At 62.1% G+C, this 13,088-nt stretch carries 13 protein-coding genes; 7 read left to right on the forward strand and 6 right to left on the reverse strand.

The window, feature by feature from the left end; translation table 11 throughout:
• The first annotated feature begins 326 nt into the window (after positions 1-326).
• The 4 genes from cysG to OOZ53_RS17440 are packed head-to-tail and all read left to right on the forward strand — an operon-like array spanning position 327 to position 4,316.
• On the forward strand, positions 327-1,754 hold the full coding sequence (gene cysG / locus OOZ53_RS17425) for a siroheme synthase CysG (RefSeq protein ID WP_271090954.1): 1,428 nt from the start codon (positions 327-329) through the stop codon (positions 1,752-1,754).
• Positions 1,755-1,776: 22 nt separating this feature from the next.
• A complete protein-coding gene (locus tag OOZ53_RS17430) occupies positions 1,777-2,088 on the forward strand; it encodes a DUF2849 domain-containing protein (protein WP_271090956.1) in 312 nt (103 codons plus the stop codon).
• A gap of 12 nt (positions 2,089-2,100) precedes the next feature.
• The gene (locus tag OOZ53_RS17435) at positions 2,101-3,771 is read left to right on the forward strand and encodes a nitrite/sulfite reductase (protein ID WP_271090957.1); all 1,671 of its coding nucleotides are present in this window, start codon (positions 2,101-2,103) and stop codon (positions 3,769-3,771) included.
• Between the two features lie 14 nt (positions 3,772-3,785).
• Positions 3,786-4,316, forward strand: coding sequence for a DUF934 domain-containing protein (locus tag OOZ53_RS17440; protein ID WP_271090958.1), 531 nt, complete (start codon positions 3,786-3,788; stop codon positions 4,314-4,316).
• A gap of 4 nt (positions 4,317-4,320) precedes the next feature.
• Here OOZ53_RS17440 and OOZ53_RS17445 read toward each other — a convergent pair whose 3' ends face one another.
• The 3 genes from OOZ53_RS17445 to OOZ53_RS17455 all read right to left on the reverse strand — a co-directional run bounded on the left by OOZ53_RS17445 (position 4,321) and on the right by OOZ53_RS17455 (position 6,872).
• Positions 4,321-5,151 carry a glycosyltransferase family 2 protein gene (locus tag OOZ53_RS17445; RefSeq protein ID WP_271090959.1) on the reverse strand — a complete coding sequence of 277 codons (831 nt, stop codon included), beginning with the start codon at positions 5,149-5,151 and terminating at the stop codon, positions 4,321-4,323.
• Positions 5,152-5,182: 31 nt separating this feature from the next.
• Positions 5,183-5,989 carry a mechanosensitive ion channel family protein gene (locus OOZ53_RS17450; protein WP_271090960.1) on the reverse strand — a complete coding sequence of 269 codons (807 nt, stop codon included), beginning with the start codon at positions 5,987-5,989 and terminating at the stop codon, positions 5,183-5,185.
• A gap of 115 nt (positions 5,990-6,104) precedes the next feature.
• Positions 6,105-6,872: a LytTR family DNA-binding domain-containing protein gene (locus OOZ53_RS17455; RefSeq protein WP_271090961.1), complete on the reverse strand. Its 768-nt coding sequence runs from the start codon at positions 6,870-6,872 to the stop codon at positions 6,105-6,107.
• Between the two features lie 130 nt (positions 6,873-7,002).
• Here OOZ53_RS17455 and OOZ53_RS17460 point away from each other — a divergent pair, with 130 nt between their 5' ends.
• A complete protein-coding gene (locus OOZ53_RS17460) occupies positions 7,003-7,374 on the forward strand; it encodes a DMT family transporter (protein ID WP_271090962.1) in 372 nt (123 codons plus the stop codon).
• A 20-nt stretch (positions 7,375-7,394) separates the two neighbouring features.
• Here OOZ53_RS17460 and cysN read toward each other — a convergent pair whose 3' ends face one another.
• Genes cysN through OOZ53_RS17475 form a run of 3 tightly spaced genes read right to left on the reverse strand, consistent with a single transcriptional unit; the run spans position 7,395 to position 10,548 of the window.
• Positions 7,395-8,870, reverse strand: a complete 1,476-nt coding sequence (gene cysN / locus OOZ53_RS17465; RefSeq protein WP_271090963.1) for a sulfate adenylyltransferase subunit CysN — start codon at positions 8,868-8,870, stop codon at positions 7,395-7,397.
• On the reverse strand, positions 8,870-9,787 hold the full coding sequence (gene cysD, locus OOZ53_RS17470; protein WP_271090964.1) for a sulfate adenylyltransferase subunit CysD: 918 nt from the start codon (positions 9,785-9,787) through the stop codon (positions 8,870-8,872). Before cysD ends, cysN begins: the two co-directional genes overlap by 1 nt.
• A 17-nt stretch (positions 9,788-9,804) precedes the next feature.
• Positions 9,805-10,548: a phosphoadenylyl-sulfate reductase gene (locus tag OOZ53_RS17475; RefSeq protein ID WP_425499175.1), complete on the reverse strand. Its 744-nt coding sequence runs from the start codon at positions 10,546-10,548 to the stop codon at positions 9,805-9,807.
• 281 nt (positions 10,549-10,829) lie between these two features.
• Here OOZ53_RS17475 and OOZ53_RS17480 point away from each other — a divergent pair, with 281 nt between their 5' ends.
• Positions 10,830-12,356 carry a peptide ligase PGM1-related protein gene (locus OOZ53_RS17480; RefSeq protein WP_271090965.1) on the forward strand — a complete coding sequence of 509 codons (1,527 nt, stop codon included), beginning with the start codon at positions 10,830-10,832 and terminating at the stop codon, positions 12,354-12,356.
• Positions 12,357-12,472: 116 nt separating this feature from the next.
• Entirely contained in the window at positions 12,473-12,976 is a 504-nt protein-coding gene (locus OOZ53_RS17485) for a MaoC family dehydratase (protein ID WP_271090966.1), read from the forward strand.
• Positions 12,977-13,088: the final 112 nt, after the last annotated feature.

The raw sequence follows: 13,088 nt of genomic DNA on the forward strand, positions 1-13,088 counted from the left end.
CGTGTCACCCGGGAGGCCTTCTTAGAGCCCGTCTTGAAAGTCCGTCGGGTCGGCTTGGCGGCGCTTTTTCCCCCTCGCTTTGTTGTCGATCCTCGCCGATGCTCCCGCATCGACTGCGTTCGACGCCGCGCGAGAGGAAAAAATCGCGTGCCAATCCTCAGCCGAGGACTTTCAAGACGGGCTCTTAGGCAAATGATCCGCCTGGCAAAGCCGTGCTGGTATAAATATATCCCATCGGGCGTTTCGGCAGAATTGCATTTCTTCAAACCCGCTGCCGTTTTTAGGAAAATTCCCTGCAGAGCAACAAGTGTGCCTTCAGGGATACGATGACAAACGGCAACCGCAGACTTTCGACCTTCCCGGCCTTTTTCAATGTCGCCGGTCAAAAGGTCGCCGTGTTCGGCAATGGCGACGAAGCCTTTGCCAAGACCCGCCTGCTCGCCAACACGGCAGCGGCGATCACCGTCTATGCCGATGCGCCGGAAGCGGCCTTCTCCGCTTACCTGCAGCAAAATACCATCTCCACGGTTCCCGCCGCCTACGAAAAGCGCCAGCTCGAAGGCGCGACGCTGGTTTTCGCGGCGACCGGCGACGCGGAACTGGATGCATGCATCGTGACGGACGCGCGCGCCGCGCGCATTCCGGCCAACGCCGTCGACCAGCCCGATTATTGCGATTTCCTGACCCCGGCGCTCGTCAACCGCGCACCGGTGGCCGTTGCCATCGGCACCGAAGGCGCCGGCCCGGTTCTCGCGCAGATGATCCGTGCCCGCGTCGACCAGATGCTGTCGCCCTCGCTCGGCTCCCTCGCCCGGCTTGCGGAAAGCTATCGCGGCGCCGTCGACAAGGTGCTGCCGCGCGGCGCGACGCGCCGGCGCTTCTGGCGCAACTTCTTTTCCGGCAGCGTGCGCGATGCGGTCGAGAACCAGGATCTTGCAGCCGCCCAAAGGGCTGCGACGCAGCTCCTGCACGGAACCGGCAAGGCCGAGGGCTATGTCTGGCTCGTCGGCGCGGGCCCCGGAGCCGAAGACCTTCTGACCTTGCGCGCCCAGCGCGTCCTCATGGAAGCCGATGTCATCCTCTATGACGCATTGGTGCCGGAGACCATTGTCGATATGGGCCGGCGCGATGCCGAGCGCATCTCGGTCGGAAAGCGCAAGGGTTGCCATTCGAAATCGCAGGACGAGATCAACGTTCTTCTGGTCGAACTGGCTGAGAGCGGCCGGCGCGTCGTACGCCTGAAATCGGGCGATCCGCTGGTCTATGGCCGCGCAGCAGAAGAAATGGCCGCCCTGCGCGATGCCGGTATCGGATACGAGATCGTGCCGGGCATCACCTCCGCCTTTGCCGCGGCCGCCGATTTCGAACTGCCGCTGACCCTGCGCGGTGTCGCCTCTTCACTGGTCTTCACCACCGGCCATGATCTGAAGGGCAAGATCCTGCCCGACTGGGCGAAGCTCGCCGTCTCCGGCGCCACCATCGCGGTCTATATGGGCCGCACGGTCGCCGCCTCGGTTTCCGGACGGCTGATGGAGGCCGGTCTCGCCAGCGATACGGCGGTCGCCATCATCGAAAATGCAAGCCGCCCCGACCGCACGCTGCTGCACTGCACCTTGCGGGAACTGCCTGAAATCGAACGCCTGTCGCGGCTTTCCGGCCCGGTCATGGTGATCATCGGCGATGCCGTTGCCGGCGCCAATTTCGAACAATCCACGCCGCTTTCGTCGGCCCTCGAACAATTCGCTGCCGCCTAGGCGTATGGAAAGGATGCCCGAGATGAATAAGGTACTGACAGCCAACCGCCTGACCGACGGGATCGCCGTGTGGCTCGGCGCCAACGGCCAGTGGCTCGAAAGCATCGACAACGCCTTGATCGGCCGCCACCAGGAAGCGGTCGATGCGCTCGAGGAAGCCGGCAAATCAGCCTTCAACGACAATCTCGTCGTCGATGTCGATCTGATCGATGTCGAGGAAATCGATGGCGACATCTTTCCGATCCGCCTGCGCGAGCGCATCCGCGCCGCCGGCCCGACAATCCGTACCGATCTCGGCAAGCAGTCCGAATTCAAGCCGGCCACGGCCGCCTAAGGAGCACGATCCATGTACCGTTACGACGAGTTCGACCACGATTTCGTGCGCCAGCGGGTCGCCCAGTACAGCGACCAGGTCGAGCGCCGCCTGTCCGGCGAGATCGACGAGACCGCGTTCAAGCCGCTGCGTCTGATGAACGGCGTCTATCTGCAGCTTCACGCCTATATGCTGCGGGTGGCGATCCCCTACGGTACGCTCAACAGCCGCCAGATGCGCCGCCTCGCCCGCATCGCCCGCGACTACGACAAGGGCTACGGCCACTTCACCACCCGTCAGAACATCCAGTACAACTGGCCCAAGCTCTCCGACACCCCGGCGATCCTAGAGGAGCTTGCCGAAGTCGAGATGCACGCCATCCAGACATCCGGCAACTGCATCCGTAATGTCTCGGCCGACCATTTCGCCGGCGCTGCCGCCGATGAGGTCGCCGACCCGCGCCCCTATGCCGAAATCCTGCGTCAGTGGTCGTCCAACCACCCGGAATATTCGTTCCTGCCGCGCAAGTTCAAGATCGCCGTCACCGGCGCCGAGCGCGACCGCGCGGCCATCCAGGTCCACGATATCGGTCTGCACCTGAAGCGCAACGAGGCCGGGGCGCTGGGCTTTGCCGTTTATGTGGGCGGCGGCCAGGGCCGTACGCCGGTCATCGCCAAGAAGATCCGCGATTTCCTGCCGGAAGCCGACCTTCTGTCCTACACGACGGCGATCATGCGCGTGTACAACCTCAACGGCCGGCGCGACAACAAGTACAAGGCGCGCATCAAGATCCTGGTCAACGAGACCGGCGAGGAAGAATTCACCCGCCAGGTCGAGGCCGAGTGGCAAAAACTCAAGGAAACCGAGCTGAAGCTGCCGCAGGACGATCTCCAGGCGATCGCCGACTATTTCGCGCCGCCCAGCCTGCAGGACCGCCCGGAAGGCTGGGGCCTGCTGGCAGCGGCAAAGAAGGCCGATGCCGGTTTCGCTGCCTGGGTGCATCAGAATGTGACACCGCACCGCCACCCGGACTACGGCGTCGTGACGATTTCGCTGAAACCGATCGGCGGCATTCCGGGCGACGCCAACGATACCCAGATGGAAGTTGTCGCCGACCTTGCCGAGAAGTTCGGTCATGACGAGATCCGCGTCTCGCACGAGCAGAACCTCGTCCTGCCGCATGTCGCATTCGCCGATCTGGAACATGTGTACAAGGCACTGCTCGAGGTGGAACTGGCAACGGCCAATGCAGGCCTCGTCACAGACATCATTGCCTGCCCCGGGCTCGACTATTGCGCTCTCGCCAATGCCCGTTCGATCCCCGTTGCCCAGGAAATTTCCGAGCGCTTCGCCTCGCTGGAGCGCCAGCAGGAAATCGGTGAGCTGAAGATCAAGATATCCGGCTGCATCAACGCCTGCGGCCACCACCATGTCGGCCATATCGGAATTCTGGGCGTCGAGAAGAAGGGCGCGGAGCTCTATCAGATCACCCTCGGCGGCTCGGGCGACGAAAACACTTCGATCGGCCAGATCATCGGCCGCGGCTTCGAGCCCGAGAAGATCACAGACGCGGTGGAGACCATCGTCGAGACCTATCTCGGCCTGCGTGAGAACGCCGATGAGACATTCCTTGAGGCCTATCGGCGCGTGGGTCCGGCACCCTTCAAGGAAGCGCTTTACGGCGAAACGTCCAAAGCCGCGTGATTGAGGAACCTGTCATGAGTGAGACCAGATTGTGGAAATCCGACGGCTTTGCTTCCGATGATGCCTGGCGCATCGCCGGCGAAGAGGAAGCCATTGATGCGATCGGCGCCAATGCCCGCCTGCTGGTGACGCTGCAGCGCTACCTCGATCTTCCGGACGAACAGCGCCAGCCGGAAAATGTCGGCGTGATCGTCGGCCCGGCCGATGATGTGCGCGCGCTTGAACCGTATCTGGGCAAGCTCGCTCTGATTGCGGTCACCTTCCCCGCCTTCAGCGACGGACGTGCCTATTCGCAGGCTTCGCTGCTGCGCTCGCGCCTCGGCTATTCCGGAGAGTTGCGCGCAACGGGCGACGTGCTGATCGACCAGATCCCGCTCATGCAGCGCTGCGGCATCGACAGTTTCTCCGTCTCGAATGCGACTGCCATCAAGCGCCTCACCGAGGGCCGGCTGCCGGCGATCGACAGCTACTATCAGCCGGCCGCCGTTCCGGCGCGCGCCTCGGGCTCCTATTCCTGGCGCCATGTCGGGGCAGCGCCCGGCTGACACACTACTTCTTCCTGAGGACTCCCAGGGCTGGCCGCCGGTTTTCCGGCGGTCTTTTTTTTGGCAGCCGCTTCACAATGCTCCGCCGCCACCGCTCCAGCAAGGAAGGCTTGAAAGGCGGTCGATAGATTCCTTGCGAGAGCATCAGTTTCTCATGCGCGACGGCGATTGCCTGAGCGTGTTCCCGGGTCTCGATACGGAAACCGGCACCGTATTCCAGCTCTCCGAACCGCAGGCTGTTGGTGCCGTCGATGCCGATATGTTGTGCCCTGCTCTGCCGTGCCACAAGAAGCGCGATACCCTTCTCAAAGGCAAGATCGCAAACCCGCCAGTCCCAGCAATGCGGGCCGTCCAAACCCTCCAGCATGTCTTTCAAAACGGATGCATCCCACACGGTCGCCGCCCCGCCGACGGAGTTCTTGCGCACCAGTTCGCCGTCAACGATCTCCGCCTCGCCATGCAGAACGGAGTTATACAGGCTCAGTACCCCGTCGGTGCGACCGAAGTTGCGTTCCGCAAAGGACAAGGCATCACTGGAGACGATCATGTCGCTGTCGAGCAGGAACACGCGCCGCGCATTGTTCCACAGGCAGGTCTGGAGCAGCGAAACCGTGTTGCCGTCGCAGCCGAGGTTTGTGTCATTGCGCAAAACAGTGACCGCGAACGGCACATGGCGCACCACATCCGCAATATCGTAATCGGTACTGCAGTCGTCACCAATGACAACCGGCCAGTCTTCCAGCCGGTCAGCCGTTGCAAGGCAAGCCAGGCAGGCCTCGAGCTCGGTCCGGCGGTTGAAGGTCGGAATTGCGATGATGTTGCCCGTTTCCGACATGGCGCTTTCCTCCCGGACGCCGCCCTGCAAATCAGCCCTTTCTCTGGATTTCCACCTGATGTGGATAGGGGATCGAGATACCTTCCTTGTCGAAGGCTTCCTTGACCGTCTTTGTCATGGCGAATTTCAGATCCCAGTAATCGGCGGCGGCGCACCAAAGACGTGTGGTGATATCGACGGATGAATCGCCGAGATTGACCACCCGCACCCAGGGTTCGGGATCCTTGTGAACGCGTTCGTCCGCACCGGCGCATTTCAGGATGATATCCATCGCGTTGTCAGCGTCGTCGCCATAATCGATGCCGAAGGTGAGATCCACGCGGCGTGTGTCGTGAGCCGAGTAGTTGGTGATGATCGAGCCCCAGACCTTGCCGTTCGGAACCACGATCTGGACATTGTCCGGCGTGACCAGTTCGGTAACGAACAGGTTGAGGTTCCTGACCGTCCCGGCGGTCCCGGCAATGTCCACATATTGCCCGAGCTTGAAGGGCCGGAAGATGACGATCATGACGCCGGCGGCGATATCCTGAAGCGTTCCCTGCAGCGCCAGCCCAATCGCAAGCGTGGCGGCGCCGAGCACAGCGACAAGGCTTGTCGCCTGGAAGCCGAAGACCTGAAGAACCGCGATGACAACGACGGCAAGGATCAGCCATTTGGCGATCGAAGCGAAAAAGACGCCGAGCGTGTCGTCGAGATTGGGATCGGCAAGCACCTTCTTGCGGATCATCCGCGAAACCCAGCCGGCGGCCATGTAACCGATGACCAGGAAAAGCAGCGCCTTTATGGCACCGTAGAGCAGCGGCCCGAGTGCGCCCATCTGCGAGAAGAATTCTTCCATCGATTGTTCCCCGACAAGTCAAACCGGTGCGGATGCTAGCGCGCTATTCGGGAGAACGACAGATCAAATTTCCCAAGCGTCCACTCTTATTGGATTGCCGCGCCGTGCAAACCTCTCATCCGAGCATCTTTCGCGCCGAACGCCGGTAGGTTCGGCCGACTGGCAGTTCCAACCCGTTGCGCAAGACAACGACCGGCGCTCCCTTGCGGTACCGGTAAGCGCGAACGGCGCCGCGAGCCACCCACCATGAGCGGTGGATACGCACTCCGAAGTCGCCGAGTGCGTTCGCGGCATCCTCCATTCCTGCACGGATCAATGTTTCGCCGCGATCGGTTACGGCCCTGACATAGTGATCCTGCGCCTGGAGCAAGATCAGATTGCGCCCGAGATGGGCCGGCAGTTGATCGAGCCAGGCCGGTTCCGCCGGCTCCGGGACAGAATGAACCGGTGTCACCTCGCGTGCCGCAAGCGCCTCTGAAAATGCGGCAACGCCAACTGCGATGACCGCGACATAGGGAAAAAGGCGCAGCACATCCGCCCAGAAGGACGCTGCGAATATCGTCGCATGAAGACCCGCCAGAAAGGCCGTCACTGGCACGCTCGCCGCCACGGCGCCGATCCCGATGCTCGCGGGCGAACCCAGCCCGCGATCCTCCGCCCATGTTGCGACCGCGAAGGAGACCAGATGACCGAGCCAGAAGGTCAATGAGACAACGACCAGCCAATAGCCGATGCGCGCCAGCGGCGGCAGCGTGTCGTAGGTGCCGAACGGTCCTGTCAGGCCGATCACGAAACCGGCGCCCAGAAGGCCCGTCCAGAACCGTCCGCGTCCGGCGACAGTGCGGGCCTCAGCGATGGTCTCCCTCAAGACAGTGTCGTTCACGACCTTTCCCATGTCATTGGCGCCAAACCGGTTTCTCCCGCTGCAGTGGGACGATAGACACCGGCAAAAGCGGGGCGCCGATCAGGCGCATCCCGTTTGGTTTCACACAGTTCCGCATCGGATGCCACCGATGCCGCACCCGAATACAATCGTCAAGGAGGCCGCTGTGCCGACACATTACCTTTACCTCCTCGCTTCCGTCATCGCCGAAGCCATAGGGTATTCCGCGCTCAACGCGAGCGCGCAATTCACCAGGCTCTGGCCCTCGGTTCTGGTGATCGTGGGGCTTGGAGGTTCGTTCTACTTCCTGACGCTGGCGCTGAAATACATGCCCCTCGGCATTACCTACGCGCTCGCGTCGGGCCTAGGCATCATTGTTGTCGCGCTGGCGGGCATCTTTGTATTCGGGCAGCGCCTGGATCTGGCCGCAGTCGTCGGACTTGCGCTGATCATGGCCGGCATGGTCGTGATCAACGCGCTGTCCGATTTCGCAGTGCACTAGGAGGCGTTAGCGCCTGGTGCTCAATCGACGTCCTTCAGCACCGCCGCGGCCCGCGTGCCGCTCACCCGGCGGATCTCGACATGATCGCGCAATTCGGCGAAAGCCTCGCTTGCCATCAGACGGTCAGCAAGGTGCTCGGGCAGAGACAGGAGCACATGGTCGCGCTCACCGCCGGCATCGATGCCATCGACCCGCGTGGTGCGCTCGACAATCATGCCGCCGGCGACCGTGTTGTTGGTGTCCGGATCGATCAGGATGAAGGCGCCGGTGTTGCGGTTCGTCTCATAGGGATCGAACATGGCGGCTTCGTCGAAATCGAGATGGACCGTGCCGATGGCGTTGAGCGGCAGGCTCTCGGCCCCTTCCCACTGGCCGCTCTTCAGGTCGAGGCGCGTCTTCGGCATGACACGCACCCGCTGGCGGCGGCTTGAGGATTTCAGCCAGTAGCGCTTGCCGGCGGTGATCGCATCCGCCGACAGCGCAACGAGTTTGGCCTCGAAGGCGCGGCCCAGCGCCGGCGCCGCATCGATGGAAGCGATCATGTCGCCGCGCGCCACATCGACATGACGGTCGAGCACCAGCGTGATGGCGTCGCCCGCGACGGCGGCGTTGCGAACGAGGTCAAAGGTAACGATCTGCTTGACATTGGCGACCGTGCCGGCGGGCAGCACGACGACGCTGTCGCCCGGCTTGACCGAACCGCCCGCGACCGTTCCCTGGTAGCCGCGGAAGCTTTCGTCCGGGCGGCTGACGCGCTGCACGGGAAGGCGGAAACCGACGGTCTGCGCGGTGCGCTGTGTCGCCAGCTCCAGCACCTCGACGAGCGGCGGGCCTGAATACCAGGGCATCGACGCGGACCCCGGATGAACGACATTTTCGCCCAGCAGCGCCGACATCGGGATCGCCGTCACATCGGTCACGCCAACCGACAGGGCGAACTGGCGGAATTCGCCGGAGATCCGGTTGAACACGGCCTCGTCATAGGCGATCAGGTCGATCTTGTTGACGGCGAGCACGAACTGCCGGATGCCCATCAGCGTTGCGATGGTGGCATGGCGGCGTGTCTGTTCGAGAATGCCGGCCCGCGCATCGACGAGAAGCACGGCAAGATCGGCGGTCGAGGCGCCCGTCGCCATGTTGCGTGTATATTGCTCGTGTCCCGGCGTGTCGGCGACGATGAAGGAACGCCGGTCGGTGGAAAAATAGCGATAGGCGACATCGATGGTGATGCCCTGCTCGCGCTCCGCCTGCAGCCCGTCGAGAAGCAGTGCGAAATCCGGCAGGCCGAGATCGTTCTGCTGGTGGCGGTTGTCCCGCTCCAGCGCGTCGGCCTGGTCTTCCTTGACCGCCTTGGTGTCCCAGAGCAGCCGCCCGATCAGCGTCGACTTTCCGTCATCGACGCTGCCGCAGGTGATCAGCCGCAAGGGACGCGCATTGCGCGTTGCGGGCTCCGGTGCGAGCGCGGTCTGTGCCGTGGCTTCGATATTGGCGGTCATCAGAAATAGCCCTCGCGTTTTTTCTTTTCCATGGATCCGGCTTCGTCGCGGTCGATGGCGCGGCCCTGCCGCTCCGATACGGTCGCCGTCTCAAGCTCGCCGATAATGTCGTCGAGCGTCGTTGCATTCGAGCGGATGGCGCCGGTCAGCGGGAAGCAGCCGAGCGTGCGGAAGCGGATGGTCTCCCGGCGCTTGACCTCGCCGGGAAGCAGTTCCAGCCGTGCGTCCTCGGCCATCACGAGCATGCCGTCGCGCTCGACCACCGGTCGTTCGGCCGCGAAATAGAGCGGCACGATCGGGATATTCTCAGCCTGGATGTAGCGCCAGATATCGACCTCGGTCCAGTTGGAGAGCGGAAAGGCGCGCACGCTCTCGCCCTTGCGGATCTGGCCGTTATAGATCGACCACAGTTCCGGGCGCTGGTTGCGCGGATCCCAGCGATGGTCGGGCGTGCGGAAGGAGTAGATGCGCTCCTTGGCGCGGGACGCCTCCTCGTCGCGCCGCGCACCGCCGAACGCCGCATCGTACTGGCCTGCATCGAGCGCCTGGCGCAACGCCTCGGTCTTCATGATGTTGGTGTAGACGGACGATCCGTGCGTAAAGGGCGTTACGCCCTCAAGCTTGCCGCGTGGATTGGTGTGCGTCACCAGATCAAGGTCGAACTCGGCCGCAATCCGGTCGCGGAAGGCGATCATTTCCTTGAATTTCCAACCGGTGTCGATATGCAGCAGCGGAAACGGGATGCGGCCCGGGAAAAAGGCCTTGCGCGCCAGGTGCAGAAGCACCGACGAGTCCTTTCCAACCGAATAGAGCATGACAGGCCGCTCGAACTCCGCCGCGACTTCGCGGAAAATATGGATGGCCTCACTTTCGAGCGCCTTGAGATTGGGATCAAGGGGCGGCTTTGTCTCGGACATGGTTTTTCCCGTTATGGCTATGCGGTGATCTGTGATTGTTCGGCAACGCCCGCGACATGCAGGCCGCATTCGCGCTTTTGGTCGTTTTCCCACCACCAGCGGCCGGCGCGTTCGTCCTCGCCGGGCTTTATGGCGCGGGTGCACGGTTCGCAGCCGATCGACGGATAGCCGCGCGCATGCAGCGGATTGACGGGGACACCCTCGGCCTCGACATAAGCCCGCACGGTTTCGATGTCCCAGTCGGCCAGCGGATTGGCCTTCAGCAGGTCGCGGTCCGCATCGAATTCGGCAAATGCCACTTCGGACCGGTTGGCTGACTGGCCGCGCCGCAGCCCGGTGATCCACAAATCGGCGTCTTCCAGCGCGCGCGCAAGCGGCTCCAGCTTGCGCACGCCGCAGCAGGCCTTCCGCGCCTCGATGCTCTCATAGAAGCCGTTCACGCCGTGACGCTGCACATATTCAGCAAGCTTTTGCGCATCCGGCCGGAAACGTTCGATCGAAATCCCGTATTTCGCCTCCGTCTCTTCGATCAAGGAAACCGTCTCTTCAAAGAGGCGGCCGGTTTCCAAAGTGACGATGCGCACACTCGGCGCAGCGCTTGCGAGCGCCGCCGTCAGCACCTGGTCCTCGATACCGAGACTTGTTGTGAAAACGGCGTTTTTCCGCCCCTGCGCCAGAAACGCCAGCCTGTCGTCAAGCGACATCGTATCGAATTCAGCAGCAAGCGCCCGGTCCTGAACAATGGTCTGTCCGGATAGCATCGATTCCACTCCGGTTGATCTTGGCACCAAGACTGAACCAGATTTGGCTCCATTTGAAACAACGAGGTTCTATATGCGTCCGCCTGCCGACAATGAATTGCCGCGGGATGACCGATCGGGCGAAAACTCATTTCGCGGCGCCAAAACCGCTACGCTTCCATGGCATGACACCGCACCTGTTCCCGGATCGGCCCGCTTGCGGCAACAGCCAGCGCAAAGTAACAATGTGAAAAAAGCGCGTTTATGCGGGTGCGCAGACGGATGAGACAACTGGGGAAGGCGTGACGGGCATCGAGGAATTATCGGAAACCGGGGACGACAGCGAAACGTTCCACCGGCTGCAGTCCAGACTGCCGGAGCTATTCGAGCGCGTGTTTCCCGACCGGCTGCATCCGCGCGCTGTCCTGATCGTTCCCAGCCTGTCGCTGGATCAGGAGGTGCTGTCCAAAATATCCGGCGTTCACCATTATGAAGAGCGCATGCTGTGCATGCTGCAATTGCTGCGCATGCCGCGCACACACATCATCTACGTATCGAGCCAGCCGATCGCCGAACGCATCATCGACTATTATCTGCATCTCCTGCCGGGCGTTCCCCAGCACCATGCGCGCGAACGCCTGACAATGTTATCGTGCCACGACGACGCGGATGTTCCGCTGACCGAGAAGATCCTCAACCGCCCGAGGCTCCGCGACCGCATAAAGAGCGCCCTCGGCGATCTCTCGCTCGCCCATATGGCCTGCTTCAATGTCACGCCGCTCGAGCGCCGGCTGGCGACGCAACTCGGCATTCCCATCTATGGCTGCGATCCGGCCTTGCAGGCGTACGGATCCAAAAGCGGCAGCCGGAAACTGTTCCGGGAAAGCGCGCTGCCCATCGCGGACGGTTTCGAGGATCTGGCCGACGACAATGATATCGCCGAGGCGATCGCCGAACTGAAAGGGCGCAATCCCGGCCTGCGCCGCGCCGTGATCAAGCTCAATGAGGGCTTTTCCGGTGAGGGAAATGCCATCTTCCGCTTCGATGACGCGCCGGAGACCAGCGTTTCAAAGAAATGGGTCGCGGATCGTCTGACCAACGTCACCTTCTGCGCCGGCGACATGAGTTGGGAGCTTTACGAAAGCAAGATCGGCGAAATGGGATGCATTGTCGAAGCCTATATCGAGGGCAAGCACAAGCGATCGCCATCGGTCCAGTACCGCATCGATCCTTCCGGCCATCTGTCGCCGGTATCGACGCACGACCAGATTCTCGGCGGCGGCGGCGACCAGGTCTTTCTCGGCTGCCGGTTTCCCGCAGATGAGGATTATCGCCTTGAAATCCAGAACAGCGGCCTGCGGACCGCCAGCCTGTTGAAGGAAAAGGGCGCGCTCGGCCATTTCGGCATCGATTTCGTTTCCGTCCGCGAGGGCGACGCGTGGCGGCACTATGCAATTGAAATCAACCTGCGCAAGGGCGGCACGACGCATCCCTTCATCATGCTGCGGTTCCTGACCGACGGCGCCTATGACAGCGGCACCGGCCTGTTTACGACGCCCGGCGGCGAGACCCGTTACTATTATGCGACCGACAATCTGGAATCCGAGCGCTATCGTGGGCTGACACCCCAGGACCTCATCGACATCGCCGTGCGCCACAATATCCATTTCCACGGCTCGGTGCAGCGCGGCGTCGTTTTCCATCTTATCGGAGCGCTTTCGCAATACGGCAAGCTGGGCATGGTCTGCGTCGACAAGAGCCACGAAGAGGCCTCGCATCTCTATCACGAGACCATCGCCATCCTCGATCGGGAGGGCGGCCGGCAATAGAGCAATTGCCCGCATGTAACACCGGCTGCAAGATTCAGGCCTCGGCAACCCTTTTCCTGCAGGCTCCGGGCGTATATGGAATGGGGAAACCAAAAAATTTCGGGGATAGTGAGTAAATGCCGCGTGTTCTTTCTCTTGTGGAACTCGATGATCTGGTCGGAACCGAGCTCGGCGTATCGGAATGGATTCATGTCGATCAGAAAATGATCGATACCTTTGCCGACGCGACGCATGACCACCAGTTCATCCATGTCGATCCGGAAAGGGCGAAGGCCGAGACACCCTTCGGCGGCACCATCGCGCACGGTTTCCTGTCGCTCTCCCTGCTCTCGGCGATGAATTACGAATGCATGCCGGAGGTGCGCGAAAAGCGCATGGGCATCAATTACGGTTTCAACAAGATCCGTTTCCTGACGCCGGTCCGCAGCGGCTGGCATGTGCGCGGCCGCTTCATTCTGAAGGAACGGCGCTATCGCGGCCCCGACATGGTGATGCTGACCAACCATGTGACGGTCGAGATCAAGGAAGAGAAAAAGCCGGCAATCACCGCCGAATGGCTGACCATCATCCGCTTCGACGCGGAGGACCACCCCGAAAGGCAGCGCGCTTCGGCGGAATAAGAGTCGGAATTCGCTGCACAAGGTTTGCCGTCCGCCAGCTATCAAACCGGCCTCGGAAGCCGCAATGGCTTCTTAATCGCAGGCGATCTTGGCGAAGGCGATCCGCCGCACA

The organism is Allohoeflea poritis (assembly GCF_027889715.1).
In the GTDB taxonomy this organism is placed as follows: Bacteria; Pseudomonadota; Alphaproteobacteria; order Rhizobiales; family Rhizobiaceae; genus Hoeflea_A; species Hoeflea_A poritis.

Excerpts from the sequence above, each read along its gene's own strand:
- cysG (WP_271090954.1), top strand. The coding sequence starts at position 327 with ATGACAAACGGCAACCGCAGACTTTCGACCTTCCCGGCCTTTTTCAAT.
- OOZ53_RS17430 (WP_271090956.1), top strand. The coding sequence starts at position 1,777 with ATGAATAAGGTACTGACAGCCAACCGCCTGACCGACGGGATCGCCGTG.
- OOZ53_RS17435 (WP_271090957.1), top strand. The coding sequence starts at position 2,101 with ATGTACCGTTACGACGAGTTCGACCACGATTTCGTGCGCCAGCGGGTC.
- OOZ53_RS17440 (WP_271090958.1), top strand. The coding sequence starts at position 3,786 with ATGAGTGAGACCAGATTGTGGAAATCCGACGGCTTTGCTTCCGATGAT.
- OOZ53_RS17445 (WP_271090959.1), bottom strand. The coding sequence starts at position 5,151 with ATGTCGGAAACGGGCAACATCATCGCAATTCCGACCTTCAACCGCCGG.
- OOZ53_RS17450 (WP_271090960.1), bottom strand. The coding sequence starts at position 5,989 with ATGGAAGAATTCTTCTCGCAGATGGGCGCACTCGGGCCGCTGCTCTAC.
- OOZ53_RS17460 (WP_271090962.1), top strand. The coding sequence starts at position 7,003 with ATGCCGCACCCGAATACAATCGTCAAGGAGGCCGCTGTGCCGACACAT.
- cysN (WP_271090963.1), bottom strand. The coding sequence starts at position 8,870 with ATGACCGCCAATATCGAAGCCACGGCACAGACCGCGCTCGCACCGGAG.
- cysD (WP_271090964.1), bottom strand. The coding sequence starts at position 9,787 with ATGTCCGAGACAAAGCCGCCCCTTGATCCCAATCTCAAGGCGCTCGAA.
- OOZ53_RS17475 (WP_425499175.1), bottom strand. The coding sequence starts at position 10,548 with ATGCTATCCGGACAGACCATTGTTCAGGACCGGGCGCTTGCTGCTGAA.
- OOZ53_RS17485 (WP_271090966.1), top strand. The coding sequence starts at position 12,473 with ATGCCGCGTGTTCTTTCTCTTGTGGAACTCGATGATCTGGTCGGAACC.